The organism is Exiguobacterium sp. QJM3NY_9 (assembly GCF_056173545.1).
In genome coordinates this window covers 1,962,830-1,977,417 of record NZ_CM149679.1, presented here as the reverse complement: position 1 = coordinate 1,977,417, position 14,588 = coordinate 1,962,830, and the positions used below count along the sequence as shown (strand labels likewise).

Here is a 14,588-nt window from a genome sequence, read left to right as displayed (position 1 = left end):
GTGGGGACACATACTATGGGTATGCCGAAGAAAAAAAGCGGCATCATGGACTGGCTAACGACAGTCGACCATAAAAAAATTGGGATTCTCTACATCATGTCCGGATTGTTCTTCCTTCTGGTCGGTGGCGTAGAAGCCTTAATGATTCGTTTTCAATTGATTAAACCGATGAACGATTTCGTCAGCGGTGAGTTATTTAACCAGTTGATCACGATGCACGGTACGACGATGATCTTCCTGGCAGCGATGCCGATGTTGATCGGTTATATGAACGCCGCGGTACCGCTTCAAATCGGAGCACGTGACGTTGCGTTCCCGTTTTTGAACGCACTTGGTTTTTGGTTGTTCTTCTTTGGTGGCGTGCTCTTGAACTTATCATGGTTCTTCGGCGCAGCACCGAACGCAGGATGGACAGCTTACGCACCACTCTCAACAGTCCCGGAATCACTTGGTGTTGATTTTTATGCACTCGGGTTACAGATTTCTGGTTTCGGTACACTTATGGGGGGGATTAACTTCCTCGTTACGATCTTGAACATGCGCGCACCAGGTATGAAACTGATGCGGATGCCTTTGTTCACATGGACGGCGTTCGTTGCATCAGCTTTGATCGTCTTCGCATTCCCTCCGCTTACGGTCGGTTTGTTCCTCTTGACGTTTGAACGTCTTTTCGGAGCTCACTTCTTCGACCCGGCAGCCGGTGGTAACATCGTCATTTGGGAACACCTCTTCTGGATCTTCGGGCACCCGGAAGTATATATCTTGATTTTACCGGCATTCGGTATCTTCTCTGAAATCATTCCTACATTCGCACGTAAACGTCTCTTCGGTTACACGACGATGGTCTTTGCGACAATGTTGATCGGTTTCCTCGGATTCATGGTTTGGGTTCACCACATGTTTACAGTTGGTCTCGGACCAGTCGCAAACGCAATCTTCGCAGTAGCGACGATGGCGATTGCCGTTCCGACCGGTGTTAAGATCTTCAACTGGCTGTTCACACTTTGGGGCGGTAAATTGACGTTCCCGGTTGCGATGCTTTATTCGGTCGCATTCATCCCATCATTCCTTGTTGGTGGTATGACAGGGGTCATGCTTTCAGTTGCTCCTGCCGATTATCAGTATCACGACAGCTACTTCGTTGTTGCCCACTTCCACTACGTTATCGTTGGTGGGGTCGTCTTCGGTCTCTTTGCGGGTCTTTACTATTGGTTCCCATTGATGTTCGGAAAACAGCTCAACGAATTCTGGGGCAAGATTCAATTCTGGTTGTTCTTCATCGGCTTCCACTTGACGTTCTTCCCGCAACACATCCTTGGTCTTACAGGTATGCCACGTCGTGTCTTCACGTACTTACCAAACCAAGGCTGGGAAACAATGAACTTACTATCATCGATTGGTGCAGGCTTCATGGGTGTATCAACAATCGTTCTTGTTGTTTCAATTGCAGCGGCACTGATGTCGAAAGAATATGTGAAACGCGATGTTTGGGGTGACGGTCGTACCCTTGAGTGGACGCTTCCTGTTCCGACTCCAGAGTACAACTTTGCACAAACACCACTCGTCAAAGGACTCGACACGTACTGGCTCGAAAAAATGGCTGGAAATAAAACAGTTTCTGTATCGGAAGAAGTCGGCGATATCCACATGCCGAATAACACGATTTTGCCATTCGTCATGTCAGTCGGCTTGTTCCTTGCAGGTCTTGGATTCATTCTTCGTCTTGACTACGGAACTGTCGGTCTTGTCATCGCCTTGATTGGTCTTGCAACGACACTCTTCGCGATGTTCCTACGTTCTTGGATTGACGATGAAGGATACTACATCCCGAAATCGGTCATCGAAGAAGATCTACGCCTTGAAGCTGAAAAGGAGGCGAAGTAAGATGGGTCATCATTCAGTACCAAACAACCCAGTGACTGGTATTCCAGATCATGTTGAAAAAGCAACACTTGAGGGTAAGAATAAATATGTAGCTTTCTGGTTCTTCCTTGGAGGAGAGACGACATTGTTCGCCTCTCTCTTCGGAACATACATCGGATTGCACAACTCAGGCGCAAAAGAAGGATTACGGAGTTACGACATCTTTGAGATGGAACTCGTCTTCATCATGACGATGCTTCTTCTGACGAGTTCATTGACAAGTGTTCTTGGGATGATGGCGATGAAACGGAATGACGTTGCGAAAATGAAGATGTGGCTCATTATTACGCTCGCTCTCGGTCTAGCATTCCTCGCTGGTGAGATTTATGAGTTTAATCACTATTACCACATCGGTCATACGTTTACGTCAAGCGCATTCGGTTCGGCGTTCTACACACTCGTCGGGTTCCATGGAGCGCACGTCTTGTTCGGTCTTCTCTGGATTTCGACATTGCTCATCCGTAACTGGAAACGCGGCATCACAGTCGTCAATGCACCGAAGTACTATGTTTCAAGTCTTTACTGGCACTTCATTGATGTCGTCTGGGTCTTTATCTTCTCAGTCGTCTACCTCATGGGGATGGTGAAATAAGATGGAAAAACACGAACCACAAGTTACACGTAACCAGTTAGAATTAGAAATGAAAGCTGATCGTAGCCGCGAAATGCAGCTACAATTGATCAGTTTTGGACTGATGATTTTCTTGACGTTGATCGCTTTCGGCGCAGTGATGGCAGAGCTTATGCCACACTGGGCTGCAGGTGGATTCCTCGTCATCATGGCAATCGTCCAAGTCTACCTTCAGTTATATATGTTCATGCATATGAATAACAAAGGGAACACATGGATTAAAGTCATGATGGGACTCGGTATCTTCGTTGCCTTAACAATCGTCGCGACACTTCGTCTTTTAATCTGGTAAAAAATTGTGACCATTCTGCTAACGTTTAGCAGGATGGTCTTTTATTTTGGAATCGTTTTATGAGAAACCTTTACAATGAAATAGGGGAACGGTAATCTTAGTTTGTAGGAAACAGGAACGGGGTGAGAAATATGTTAGGCAATTTAAGGGGTGCTTTATCGCAATTCGATTGGACCGTCTTGTGGAGCCCGTATTACGCGTTACTCTTGATCGGTCTTTACGTATTGTATGCATTCATTACTGAAAAAATTAGACGACCAGACGAGGCAGAAACGACGTTAGCTCAAAAGTTCATGATGCTAGCGGCTTTATTCGTCTACTATATTGGCTTTGGTAGTCCGCTTGATGTGTTAGCGCATATTACGTTCTCTGCGCACATGCTCCAAATGGTTTTCGTCTATATGGTGGCGCCGCCACTGTTGATGCTAGCAATTCCGGGTTGGGCATTTAAGCGATTGTTCGGCGTCCCGTATTTAGGGAAGGCATTACGCTTCTTCACGTTGCCATTGATTGCGCTCGTCGTGTTCAATTCCTTGTTTACGTTTTACCATATGCCGTTCATCTTTGATTACGTCTTGACGAACTATACGGTCCACCGTTTGTTCCACGGGACATTAATCTTCCTCAGCATGACGATGTGGTATCCAATCATCGCACCTGTCAATGAGGAGGATAGTCTATCCGATTTGAAAAAGATGGTCTACATCGTTGCGAACGGCGTGCTGTTGACACCAGCTTGTGCGTTCATGATCTTCAGTCAGAGCTTCCAATACGATGCGTATCAAGACCCAGCGACATTCGCGAAAGTCTTGGCTTACTGTCTGCCGAATAATGATGTGAGCGGCTTGAACATGGAACGCCTATTTGGGACAACAAAAGATTTACTCGAAGATCAACGGTTCGGAGGCGTCTTGATGAAACTTGGACAAGAACTCGTCTACGGGATCTTCTTCGGTTTGACCTTCTTCACGTGGGTGAGACGATCAAAAAGTACTGCTGTCGATGAAGGCATGTCCTTCACGCCAAAAGCGGATTAAGTAAATGGAGGAAGTCTGAAAATGAGTTATTTGCCGTTGATTTGTGTTTCTTTGATTGTTCTCAGTGCAATATTTGTAGCAATCGGTTGGTTTTTGATCGCGCAGACACGCCGGAATATGGGGGCGCATAAAGTCGTGATGAACATTGCGGCCGCGCTCGCGTTACTGTTCTTCATCATGTACGCGCTTCGGACGATTTTACTCGGGAATACTGCTTTCGGGGGACCGGATACGGTTAAACCGTACTACACAGGATTTTTAATCTTTCATATTTTACTCGCCACATCGGGTGGTATCTTAGGCTTAATCGCTTTGTTCTACGCCTATAAACAAAACTTTGCCCGTCACCGTAAAATTGGTCCAAAGGCATCGGTCATTTGGTTTTTGACGGCAATCACGGGAGTCCTTGTCTATTGCCTGTTATACGTTGTGTATGAGCCGGGCGAAACAACAAATGTATTTCGTGCGATTTGGAATCATTAAGGGGGGTTCGCTTTGAAAAAAAATAGTTATTTGACGGTAGCCGCCGTCGTTTTGATTTTAGTCGCCGCTGCAGGGGGGTATTATTATTTCTTTATGAAAGAAAAGCTACCTGTGATTGCTGAACCGACACCATTTGAATTAACGAATGCCGTCAACGGGAAAACATTCGATTCAGAAGATGGTAAAGTAAAAGTATTGACGTTTTTCTACTCGAATTGTCCAGACATTTGTCCTTTGACGTTAAATGACTACCGGAAACTCGAGAAAAAATTACGGGCGGAAAATCTATACGGATCCGATGTCGAACTTGTCGCCGTGACGGTCGACCCTAAAGTTGATACGCCGAAGGTCTTGAAGAAGTATGCGTCTAATTTCGAGGCGAATCCTGAAGGCTGGAAAGTTTTAACGGGGGATGAGGTCGTCATTGATCGTCTGACACGCCAGTTGAACTTCTATTATTCAAAAGCAGAAAGTGGTCTTGTCACACACGGGACACAAATGTTCATTCTCGATCGCGACAATAAGGTGCGTGCGATATCTTCAATGGCGAAGACACCTGACGAGCCGGTCGATCTCGAGGAAGTCATGACATCCGTCAAACAACTTGCGAAGGAGTGATCATTTTGGTTGAAGAATATCAGAATAAAGGTGAAGTGACGGTATCAGTACAAGCAATTGAAGAGTTATTGTTGTGTGCCGTCATCGAATTTGGTGTCGTTTGTACACGGATTAAACGTTTGCCGACGGAAGGGATTTCGTTTAGCTTGAAGGTTACCGCAACGGTGCAACAGTTACCTGCCCTCTATATGGGTTTGCGAGAACAAGTCCGCTTACAACTCGGAGACGGGGTAGTCGACTACCTCCAACTGGTCACAAAATGAGACATATAAAGGCCCCTTCCACGTCTGACGGAAGGGGCCTTTACTTTTAGGCCTGGACAAGGAGTAGCGGGGACCAGCGCACAACACACGATTTTTTTTGTAACAAACTTTTTAGCGACTGTTCCGTGAAGAATGCCTTGAAGTCTCTCGTGACTCGTCGACTTGAAAAAGCAATCAGACACGGACTCGGCAGCGCAAAGAATCGCCTGAAGAATATTTTTAGATGAAAAAAAACCGCTCCTTTTAACAGGAACGGTCGGATATAACTTATTTTTCGAGTGTTTCGAGTAACCCTGTCAAGCGACGCTCACAATCTTTAACGATCTCAGGTGGGAACTCTTCATCATACTCAACACCATGTGGATAGTAGTGTTTTCCGAGAAGTGGTGTCATCATGCGAACAATCGCGTGGCGATCTTCGATTTCACCTTGAATTGCATAAACTGGAATCCGGAGATAGAAGACCTCTCCTGTTGATTGTTTTTCGTACTTCATGTCATACATCGCACGTTCGTAATCCCATTGTCCTTCACGGACGAAACGGTGGTGGTCCATGATTGTCTCAAGTAAACCAAACTTAATTTCTTTGCCTTCGATGCCGTATTTCTCAAACTTCATGTTTGAATCCCCCTATACCCCAGTTTGCTAGTAGATACTAGTCTTTCCAAACTATCATACCATAATGAATGATTCGATAAAGTAAAAGTTGTGAAGTCAATTTGAAGAATTCATGAACTCTTATATTTTCGTTCGACATATTCTAAAATCGTATCTGGTGCATGAATTCCTAGATGGTTCAGGCCTTCTCCACCAAAGAAAACGTTGAACTCGAGTATATAGATTTTTCCGTCGCGGAAAATCAAATCAAAACCGGCATGATCGATATCGAGCCGTTTGGCAAGTGCGAGTACGAAATCCAGTGCCTCCTGCGGGATGTTCTCGAAATCAAGGACCCCACCCTGGGCGACATTGTTTAAAAATTGCGCACCGCCGACGCGCCAGTAGGCAGCAAGAACTTGATCACCGATGACGACGACACGAAGGTCTTTTTCGTTCGGGATATATTCTTGGACGTAAAACGTCTCATGGTGATCGGTATACTTCTTCCAGTCGATTTCATCCTTAATCAGGTGAACCCCTTGGCCCATCGAACTGCGGACAGTCTTCGCGACGAATGGGAACGAAAATTCATCTAAGACACGCTTCACGGTGAATTCATTTTTTCCGTAAATACCGGTCCGAGGAATATTGTCCGGAATCACGGTTTTAAAAATACGCGTCATCTCGATTTTATCGTGCCCGAGATGGAATGTCGCGGCGGACGGGAAAATCGGTTTTTTCATTCCGTAGATGATGGAGTGGATCTGCCAATATTCGGGGAACAAGACGACGTCCGCTTTGGCGATTTTATCGAGCGAATCAAAATGGTAGTCTGACTTCGCGTGATCGGTTTTAATCCCGATCGTCCGAAACATATTAAATGATAAAAATTGCATACAATTCATTCCTTCCTTCTGAACAAAGTATACACAATTCAGCGTGCTAGGAGCGAGATAAATGTTATGATATGATGGTGAAGTCAAGGAGGAGATTCGTTGTGATTTATTCTGATAAAACGATAGACCTCATCAACGCTGCGGAAGAACTGACATCCGCTCTTTTGCATAGCGAAACAGGTCAAGCATATATAAGTGCCAAACAAGCACGCGCAAATTCAGCACAAGCACAAGACGTCATTCGGGATTTTAATCGAATCAAGGAAGAATACGAGCTTGTTCAACGTTTTGGTCGATATCATCCAGATTACCAAACGATCACGAAAAAAGTACATGAAGTAAAGCGGGCGCTCGATCTGCAAGAAGAGGTCGCGACGTTTAAAAAAGCAGAAAAACAATTAGAGACGTTACTCGGACAAATTAGTCTGAAACTTGCCGGGGAAGTGTCACCTCAAATTAAGGTTCCGACGGGTAATCCATTCTTCGATCAAGGATGTGCAGGTGGATGTTCGACCGGAGGTAGTTGTAGCTGTAGCGGCTAATGCCGAACAAGGGAGGAACGGTGTTGTGATTAAGGATCGAATTGGACTGATCGTCTATGTCAACGCGATGAAAGCATCGCGTCAATTGCGCCGATTTGGAAACGTCTATTTTACATCGAAGCGAGAAAAATATGTTTTTTTATATGTTGATTTGGAACAGTATGAACGTTCGGTCGAAACGATTGCTGCATTGCCTTTCGTCGATTCCGTTCTTCGTTCGGAGCGACCATTCATTACCGAAACATATGCAAATAAAAAAGGTAAACTGCAAGAAGAAGTATAAACGTTGGAGCGATGAGGACATCCTCGTCGCTCTTTTTTGAAGGGAAGGAAAAGTCATGCGAGTCATTTCTGGGGAACGAAAAGGTACTAAAATTAAAGCGGTACCGGGGGATAATACACGACCGACGACCGATAAGGTCAAAGAATCATTATTTAATGTCATCGGACCTTATTTTAACGGGGGACGTGCACTTGATCTCTTCGCGGGGAGCGGTGGCCTTGGAATCGAGGCATTGTCACGTGGATGTGAAGAAGCGGTATTCGTCGATCAGCACTTTAAAGCGGTTCAGACAATTAAAGAAAACTTGATGACGACTCGATTGGCTGAGAGAAGTCGTGTCCTAAAAAAAGATGTCTCCGTTGCTTTGACGGAACTCGCATCAGAAACGCCATTTAAACTAATCTTTCTCGATCCACCCTATGCCAAGGAACGACTCGTCGAACACGTCACGTACATAGAGCAACACGACATGTTGACGGACAATGGCGTCATCGTCTGTGAGCATGGGTCAGAGATTGAATTACCTGATCGGATTGGTCGCCTTGAAGTTGTGAAAAGGATGCGGTACTCAACGGTCATCTCAATCACATTATATGAAATTATCGAACTGGAGGAAGAAGTATGAAACGTATCGCCATCTGTCCGGGGAGCTTTGACCCGATCACGAACGGTCATCTTGATATCATCGAGCGTGCTGCACCCATCTTCGACGAAATCATCGTCGCGGTATTAAATAACTCGTCGAAGCAACCTTTATTTTCGGTTAAAGAGCGTATGGAATTGATTTCTGAGGTGACGGAGCACTTACCGCATATCAAAGTGGATTCTTTTAACGGTCTGCTTGTCGACTATGCAGCAGAAGTAGGGGCGACGGCAATCGTACGCGGGCTACGTGCTGTATCCGACTTTGAATATGAGATGCAGGTGGCCTCAATCAATAAGAAGATGAATGACCAGATTGAAACCTTGTTCATGATGACGAGTAACCAATATTCGTTCCTCAGTTCCTCAATCGTCAAAGAAGCTGCAAAGTATGGTGCTTCCGTTGCCGGGCTTGTGCCACCGCCCGTCGAAGAAGCGTTACGTCAAAAGTATGCGAAAGGAGAATTGAAATGAAAGCATGGAAACCTGCGCTCGCTGCCATCGTCGCGGCGATGATCGTCTTCTTTGTTCCATTGCCCTATTTCATCTCGTATCCTGGAGACGCAACATCGACAGAACAAATCATTGACGTATCGGGTGCGGAAAAAGAACCGGGCGATCTAATGATGTTGACCGTTGCGCAACGGCGGGCGACACCGTATTTTCTAGTCGAGAGTTTATTTTTACCTTTTTCTGAAACATCGGATGTAAGTGACTATTTATATGACGGTGAATCTGACGCACAATACGAGAACAGACAACAACTTTACATGGAAGAAGCGCAACATAATGCAATGATTGAAGGATATGAACTGGCTGATAAAGAAGTCGAGGTCGACTTTGAAGGCGTTTATGTCTCTGGCATTATTTCTGGCGGTCCTGCTGACGGGAAGTTACGTGCCGGGGACCAGATTGTTGCCGTTGATGGAGCACCGTTAAAATCAATGAGCAGCTTTATGCAGACAATCAGTTCGAAAAAAGCAGGGACAGATGTGAAAGTGACATTCGAACGGGACAAAAAAACGAAAACAACGACGATCAAGGTCGGGAAACTAGCGAAGAACTCAGAGCAGGTCGGACTCGGTATCTATGAACCGCTTCCGATGTCAGACGTGCAGACGGATCCGAAAGTCGAGTTTAACTTAGAAAATGTTGGTGGACCTTCGGCCGGGATGATGTTCACGCTTGAGATTTATGATCAATTGACAGATGGTGATTTAGCGAAGGGACATAAGATTGCTGGTACTGGAACGATTGAAGAGGGTGGGAAAGTAGGACCGATTGGTGGAGCTTGGCAAAAAGTCGTCGCAGCAGACGAAGCGGAAGCGGAAATCATGTTCGTCCCAGCCGGTTCGAATTATGAAGAAGCAAAACCATCCATCAAAAAACTCGGGACGAAAATGAAACTCGTCCCGATCAAAACAGTTGAGGATGCACTCGATTATTTAGAAGAGTTACCAGAAAAATGAGCAAACCGACGATGTTCCTCTAGTTGGTCATACCGAGCCAAGGGAACGGCATACGCTGCCGTAACTTGGCTCTCTTTTATGAGCCAAGGGTGCGCCTCGAATGTGCTGATGACTCGAATGTGTTGCTTGATTTGCCGGAGTGCTTGTCGTCCTTTGTCATTAAAGGCAAGTGGTCGCACGTAATCGATTTGGTCAAATGCAACCGAATCGATTTCCTCCGTCATCGTCGAGGTCAGTAAATAAATGAGTGTGCGCTGTAAACTTGTCCGCGTATAGCGGCGTGTTTTGACGAAAGTCATGAAGTCGTCGAAAGTCGAGCTGTAGCGGGCGCCTTCGACGAGACGAGGTGCCAGTGACGTATCAATGCCGTTAAATTGCATGAGAACGCCTAGAGGCGTCGATAGAAGCCGGTTCCGGATAAAGGGATAGTAGAGATCAAACGAAGCAAAAGTCGCCCCTTGGAGTACGCTAGCGCTTTCTTTTGGAAGTCCTGTCAATTGGTGCGTTTCATCGTAGTGGGCACGGATTGCTGTCGCGCTCATGATATCGCCGACTGACAGGTCGTGGTAGCCACTTCCGATACGCTTTGTCGTATGTAAGGAGATGTTTGATGCAGCACGGGCATAATAATAACCGAGTGTGTTATTCGGCGTCGTCAAGTCGAGCGTCGTCGTCAATGCGCGGAATGCCTGGCTCGCTGCCATCGCGGAAGATAACCCGTTTGATAAGCCTTCTTTGACGAGTCGCTGGTACGCAGGCGTCTCTTCATTTTTTTCAGATGCTGCTAAAAGGAAAGGGGTGATGTCTCCACATTCACTCCCGAATGACAAAGACGTAGCCCCGATCATTTCGGCGATCGTGACGCCTCCTTGCGCAAAACGGTCGGCGCGTTGGACGGAAAAATAAAACGGAAGTTCTAAGACAAGGTCGATTTCGCCGCTTGCGACGGCCGCTCGTGCACGTGTCCACTTGTCACTAAAAGCAGGTTCCCCGCGCTGCATGAACGTTCCGCTCATGATGGCGACGATCAAATCGGCATCGGTTTCCTCGCGTGCGATTTTGGCTTGATAGAGGTGTCCGTTATGAAACGGATTGTACTCTGAAATAATTGCTGTCATCTTCATGAAACTTTCTCCTTTGCAAACGGAATTAAGTGCGGTAATATGGATGAAGACGTCCGAAAGTGTTCGTTCTCTAGCGATTTCAGTGTAAAGAAAAAACATTGACAAAACAAGATGTCCTCTCTATAATTCATATTGTTGCAATTGAGGTGATTCGGATGAAATGGTCCCTGATGCAATTGAATAAATTGCGCAATCTGGGTCAACTTCAGGTTAACGAGACGATCGAGCTTCCTGAGCTCATCGCCCTCCATCCGGATATCCGGGCGGTGCAACCTGTGCACATTCGTGCAAATGCATCGTTTACATCGAATCAATTAATATTCAATCTCCGGATTACTGGCGAAATGACGCTTCCGGATGCCCGGACGCTAAATGACGTCGCGTACCCGTTCGAGATTGAATCCATCGAGTCGTTCCTGCTCGAAGTTGATGCTGCTCCGGTTGATTCGGACGATATCAATTTACCGAACGGGAATACGGTCGATCTTCGACCACTCGTGCAAGAATTGATTTTACTTCATGTGCCAGTGCAAGTGCATGGGGATGATGAAGAAAATCAGTTGGTTCAAGGGGAAGGTTGGACGGTTCTTTCAGAAGAATCTCCAGAAGAAGCTGAACCAAAAATTGATCCGCGACTTGCGGGTCTCGCTCAGTTCTTTAAAAAAGATCAGGATTCCTAATTTTTTGATAAAGACGAGTGTATTTTTTCAAGGAGGTGGACAACGATGGCAGTACCATTCCGCAGAACGTCGAAAACACGCAAACGTCTTCGCCGTACTCATTTCAAACTCCGTGTACCAGGTATGGTCGAGTGCCCAAACTGTGGTGAAATGAAACTTTCACACCGTGTTTGTAAAGCATGTGGCTCGTACAAAGGTAAAGAAATCGTCAGCAAGTAAGCTGAATGATCGGTATAAAGACGACCTGTAAAATCGAGAAAATCGGTTTTACAGGTCGTTTTTTTGATATATAAAGGAGTGATTCGACGATGAGCAGAATAGGAATCATCGGAGCCGGTGCTGTTGGGTTATTACTTGCTTCCTACTTAGCAGAGCACCATCAAATTACGTTATATACGAGACAGCTAGATGACGGGACAAAGCGAATCCTGCGAGACGATCAATGGAGCCCGACCGTAAAGGTTCGACCGATTGCGCATTTCGAGTCACAAGACTTGGTGTTCGTTACGACAAAGTCGTATGATATAAAAAGTGTGATTCCTTATCTAGAACACGAGAAAAATCCAGTCGTTTTTTTACAAAACGGAATGGGACATCTTGATGCAGCACGTGCTCTGCCGCAAGCAATTTTCGGGGTCGTTGAGCATGGCGCGATGAAGACGGGTCCTTACGAAATCCGTCATACAGGAAAAGGGCGCATTCGATATGGGAATCATGTCCTGTCGATGCTGAAGCGAGATGCGTTGCAGTTTGAGCACGTAACGAATATTGAAGCAGTCATGGTGACGAAATTATTCATGAATGCTGTCATCAATCCATTGACAGCTTATTATGGGGTTGAAAATGGACGATTACTCGATGAACCGTATGCATCGAAAGCACGTGCCGTCTTTGCCGAAGTGCGTAGTGTCTTCCCGAACCACCCGATTACGTATGATGAAATCGAACAGATTTTAAAGCGTACGCGTCTCAATCGCTCGTCGATGTTACGGGATGTGGAGCAAGGACGAATGACGGAAATCGATCCAATCGTTGGGTATGTGCTAAAGCAGGCGACGCAACCGACACCGTTGTTAGCTTATTACTTTCAGGAAATTAAGCATCGAGAACAAGAGGGGGATTCGTTGTGACGGTTTTTATCATCTTTCCACTGTTCAGTTTAATTGTCCTTTACTTATTATTCCTGTTGTTATTTCGGACGCATGCCAAGGCCGTCCGGGTCGCGCTTGATCTCGGGACGTTCATCGTATTGTATGCGATTCATGTTTCGTTAATCGCATTGACGGGGCATAACTACGTGGGTTGGTTGTTGATTGCGGTATTGTCAGTGTTTGCATTAAATGCGTTATGGCAACGGATTCGACAAGTCGACATCGATTATGTCCAAATGATTCGACATAGTTGGCGAATCATCGTCTTGATTGCCCTTCCTGTACATCTCATACTGTTTGGAATTGGAATTCGTCAACTAATGATTGGTTGATCAAGTTAGAAAGAAGGGATTTTGTTTGAAGGTACAATCATTTCACGCCTTATATGAAGACAACTCGTTGATGCATAGAGCGACGGGTGAAGACTTTTCTAAATATGTAGACCACATCGGAGAAGAAGGGATGCAAGCGCGGAGCCAACGTCTTCGAGAGCGTCAGTATCCTCATCTCAGTCCACTCGTCGATGAGTTGATTCGTCAAAATCCGCAGATGACTGGAACGATTCGACAGCGTCTCGAACGGTTGCGGACGGGTGAGGCACAAGTCGTCATTACTGGGCAGCAAACCGGTATCTTCGGGGGGCCTTTATATGCAATTTACAAACTGTTAACCTGTCTAAAGGTCGCGAAGCAAGCGGAAAATCAATTGGGGTTACCGGTTGTTCCGATCTTTTGGCTCGCGACCGAAGATCATGATTTCGATGAAATCAATCATATCTATGCACCGACGGCAGAATATCAACCGCGAAAATTGACGGTTTCACCGCAAGATACGATTCAGCGTTCCGTTAGTCGGATGACGCTCGATCAAAAAGCGGTCAAACAAGTCTTACGCCAAGCCTTGAGCGTCGACCAAGAAACACAACACACAAAGGAACTTGTTTTGCTGGTGGAGCGGTTGATTGATCAAGAAACGACATATGGCGGTTTTTTCTCAGCGCTACTCGGAGAATTAGTGAATCATGATGTCATCTTTTTTGATGCCGATGCAAAAGCAGTACGCGAACTCGAAATTCCATTCTTTGAGCAGTTGATTCAAGACAACAAAGAAATTCGTCAAGCGTTGTCGACCGGGATTCAGCAAACGACGGACTTACCGGATACCTTCTTGAATGAAGAAGCAGCGCATCTGTTCGTCGAGGACATCGGACGGGATTTATTGTACCCGGGAGAAGACTTTGTAACGAAGCAGGGGAAGACTTACACGGAACTTGAGTTACTGGCGTTGCTGTATGCAAGTCCTGAGCGTTTTTCGAATAGTGTCGTCACACGACCGTTGATGCAGGATTATCTGTTCCCGACCCTCGCCTATATCGGAGGACCTGGTGAGATTGCCTACTGGACACGTCTTCGACCATTGTTCCATCACTTTGATTGGACGATGCCGCTGCTCATTCCACGAATGGGCGCCGTCATGTTACGAGCGCGGGACGAAAAGCTGCTTCGCCGGTATGACTTGTCGCTAGAACAAGTACTATCGCATGGTGTAGCGATTGAACCGTTCGATGCGACGAAGATAAATAGTCAGTTGCATCCGTCGCATATTTTAGGTACTGCACTCATTCAAGAAATTGAACAGGTCGAGCGGGCAACTTCTAAAAATTTATCAGCGACGAAAAAGCTAAATAAACAAATTCAACTCGCAATCGATACGGTCGTTACGCAAGAGCGGCGGAATTACGATCGCCTCATGCGAACAAAACGCTCACTCCAGTATCAACTTCTTCCGAATGGAGCGCCTCAAGAGCGCATGCACTCCATCTTGCCATGGCTCAATCGCTACGGTTTAGATTTAATTCAAAACCTGCGTGTACAATATGAGCAGACAGATGCTGAACAATTGGAAATTTTGCTTTAAACCTGCTGAAATGAGCAGGTTTTTTTGTTTTTTTAGC

Annotated in this window: 20 protein-coding genes; 17 read left to right on the top strand and 3 right to left on the bottom strand. The window is 45.9% G+C overall.

Annotated elements, in window-relative coordinates; all coding sequences use genetic code 11:
* Nucleotides 1-15 precede the first annotated feature (15 nt).
* The 7 genes from ctaD (at nt 16) to AC0VYQ_RS10215 (ending at nt 5,247) form a co-directional block, all read left to right on the top strand.
* Nucleotides 16-1,884: a cytochrome c oxidase subunit I gene (gene ctaD, locus AC0VYQ_RS10245; RefSeq protein WP_201302332.1), complete on the top strand. Its 1,869-nt coding sequence runs from the start codon at nt 16-18 to the stop codon at nt 1,882-1,884.
* Nucleotide 1,885: 1 nt separating this feature from the next.
* On the top strand, nt 1,886-2,515 hold the full coding sequence (locus AC0VYQ_RS10240) for a cytochrome (ubi)quinol oxidase subunit III (protein WP_088837451.1): 630 nt from the start codon (nt 1,886-1,888) through the stop codon (nt 2,513-2,515).
* Nucleotide 2,516: 1 nt separating this feature from the next.
* Complete coding sequence (locus AC0VYQ_RS10235) at nt 2,517-2,846, top strand: cytochrome C oxidase subunit IV family protein (RefSeq protein WP_088837450.1); 330 nt, start codon at nt 2,517-2,519, stop codon at nt 2,844-2,846.
* Between the two features lie 131 nt (nt 2,847-2,977).
* The gene (gene ctaG, locus AC0VYQ_RS10230) at nt 2,978-3,883 is read left to right on the top strand and encodes a cytochrome c oxidase assembly factor CtaG (RefSeq protein ID WP_088837449.1); all 906 of its coding nucleotides are present in this window, start codon (nt 2,978-2,980) and stop codon (nt 3,881-3,883) included.
* A 21-nt stretch (nt 3,884-3,904) separates the two neighbouring features.
* Entirely contained in the window at nt 3,905-4,366 is a 462-nt protein-coding gene (locus AC0VYQ_RS10225; RefSeq protein WP_029330931.1) for a DUF420 domain-containing protein, read from the top strand.
* A 12-nt stretch (nt 4,367-4,378) separates the two neighbouring features.
* A complete protein-coding gene (locus AC0VYQ_RS10220; RefSeq protein ID WP_088837448.1) occupies nt 4,379-4,984 on the top strand; it encodes an SCO family protein in 606 nt (201 codons plus the stop codon).
* Nucleotides 4,985-4,989: 5 nt separating this feature from the next.
* Nucleotides 4,990-5,247, top strand: coding sequence for a hypothetical protein (locus tag AC0VYQ_RS10215; RefSeq protein ID WP_088837447.1), 258 nt, complete (start codon nt 4,990-4,992; stop codon nt 5,245-5,247).
* 267 nt (nt 5,248-5,514) lie between these two features.
* Here AC0VYQ_RS10215 and AC0VYQ_RS10210 read toward each other — a convergent pair whose 3' ends face one another.
* Both AC0VYQ_RS10210 and AC0VYQ_RS10205 read right to left on the bottom strand, forming a co-directional pair.
* Nucleotides 5,515-5,865 carry a YugN family protein gene (locus AC0VYQ_RS10210; protein ID WP_029330928.1) on the bottom strand — a complete coding sequence of 117 codons (351 nt, stop codon included), beginning with the start codon at nt 5,863-5,865 and terminating at the stop codon, nt 5,515-5,517.
* 110 nt (nt 5,866-5,975) lie between these two features.
* Nucleotides 5,976-6,743, bottom strand: a complete 768-nt coding sequence (locus AC0VYQ_RS10205; protein WP_251132575.1) for an ATP-grasp domain-containing protein — start codon at nt 6,741-6,743, stop codon at nt 5,976-5,978.
* 101 nt (nt 6,744-6,844) lie between these two features.
* Here AC0VYQ_RS10205 and AC0VYQ_RS10200 point away from each other — a divergent pair, with 101 nt between their 5' ends.
* From AC0VYQ_RS10200 to AC0VYQ_RS10180, 5 genes are read left to right on the top strand one after another with little or no spacing between them, the layout of a single operon-like run.
* Nucleotides 6,845-7,285, top strand: a complete 441-nt coding sequence (locus tag AC0VYQ_RS10200) for a YlbF/YmcA family competence regulator (protein ID WP_029330926.1) — start codon at nt 6,845-6,847, stop codon at nt 7,283-7,285.
* Nucleotides 7,286-7,310: 25 nt separating this feature from the next.
* On the top strand, nt 7,311-7,568 hold the full coding sequence (locus AC0VYQ_RS10195) for a YlbG family protein (RefSeq protein ID WP_088837445.1): 258 nt from the start codon (nt 7,311-7,313) through the stop codon (nt 7,566-7,568).
* A gap of 55 nt (nt 7,569-7,623) precedes the next feature.
* A complete protein-coding gene (gene rsmD / locus AC0VYQ_RS10190; protein ID WP_088837444.1) occupies nt 7,624-8,193 on the top strand; it encodes a 16S rRNA (guanine(966)-N(2))-methyltransferase RsmD in 570 nt (189 codons plus the stop codon).
* Nucleotides 8,190-8,684, top strand: coding sequence for a pantetheine-phosphate adenylyltransferase (gene coaD / locus AC0VYQ_RS10185; protein WP_088837443.1), 495 nt, complete (start codon nt 8,190-8,192; stop codon nt 8,682-8,684). The genes rsmD and coaD overlap by 4 nt, the downstream gene beginning before the upstream one ends.
* The gene (locus tag AC0VYQ_RS10180; protein WP_475403511.1) at nt 8,681-9,679 is read left to right on the top strand and encodes a SepM family pheromone-processing serine protease; all 999 of its coding nucleotides are present in this window, start codon (nt 8,681-8,683) and stop codon (nt 9,677-9,679) included. Before coaD ends, AC0VYQ_RS10180 begins: the two co-directional genes overlap by 4 nt.
* Here the strand turns inward: AC0VYQ_RS10180 and AC0VYQ_RS10175 are convergent.
* A complete protein-coding gene (locus AC0VYQ_RS10175) occupies nt 9,652-10,803 on the bottom strand; it encodes a tRNA(Met) cytidine acetate ligase (protein ID WP_214765234.1) in 1,152 nt (383 codons plus the stop codon). The genes AC0VYQ_RS10180 and AC0VYQ_RS10175 overlap by 28 nt on opposite strands.
* A 155-nt stretch (nt 10,804-10,958) precedes the next feature.
* Between AC0VYQ_RS10175 and AC0VYQ_RS10170 the strand changes: the two genes are divergently transcribed.
* The 5 genes from AC0VYQ_RS10170 (at nt 10,959) to bshC (ending at nt 14,551) form a co-directional block, all read left to right on the top strand.
* Nucleotides 10,959-11,483 (top strand): YceD family protein, encoded by a 525-nt coding sequence (locus AC0VYQ_RS10170; RefSeq protein WP_088837440.1) that lies wholly within the window; start codon nt 10,959-10,961, stop codon nt 11,481-11,483.
* A 45-nt stretch (nt 11,484-11,528) separates the two neighbouring features.
* Nucleotides 11,529-11,702 (top strand): 50S ribosomal protein L32, encoded by a 174-nt coding sequence (gene rpmF / locus AC0VYQ_RS10165; RefSeq protein WP_012370841.1) that lies wholly within the window; start codon nt 11,529-11,531, stop codon nt 11,700-11,702.
* Nucleotides 11,703-11,791: 89 nt separating this feature from the next.
* Nucleotides 11,792-12,613 carry a ketopantoate reductase family protein gene (locus tag AC0VYQ_RS10160; protein ID WP_215115442.1) on the top strand — a complete coding sequence of 274 codons (822 nt, stop codon included), beginning with the start codon at nt 11,792-11,794 and terminating at the stop codon, nt 12,611-12,613.
* Nucleotides 12,610-12,966, top strand: coding sequence for a DUF3397 family protein (locus AC0VYQ_RS10155; protein ID WP_088837438.1), 357 nt, complete (start codon nt 12,610-12,612; stop codon nt 12,964-12,966). The genes AC0VYQ_RS10160 and AC0VYQ_RS10155 overlap by 4 nt, the downstream gene beginning before the upstream one ends.
* A 25-nt stretch (nt 12,967-12,991) precedes the next feature.
* Nucleotides 12,992-14,551 carry a bacillithiol biosynthesis cysteine-adding enzyme BshC gene (bshC, locus tag AC0VYQ_RS10150; RefSeq protein ID WP_475403510.1) on the top strand — a complete coding sequence of 520 codons (1,560 nt, stop codon included), beginning with the start codon at nt 12,992-12,994 and terminating at the stop codon, nt 14,549-14,551.
* Nucleotides 14,552-14,588 lie beyond the last annotated feature (37 nt).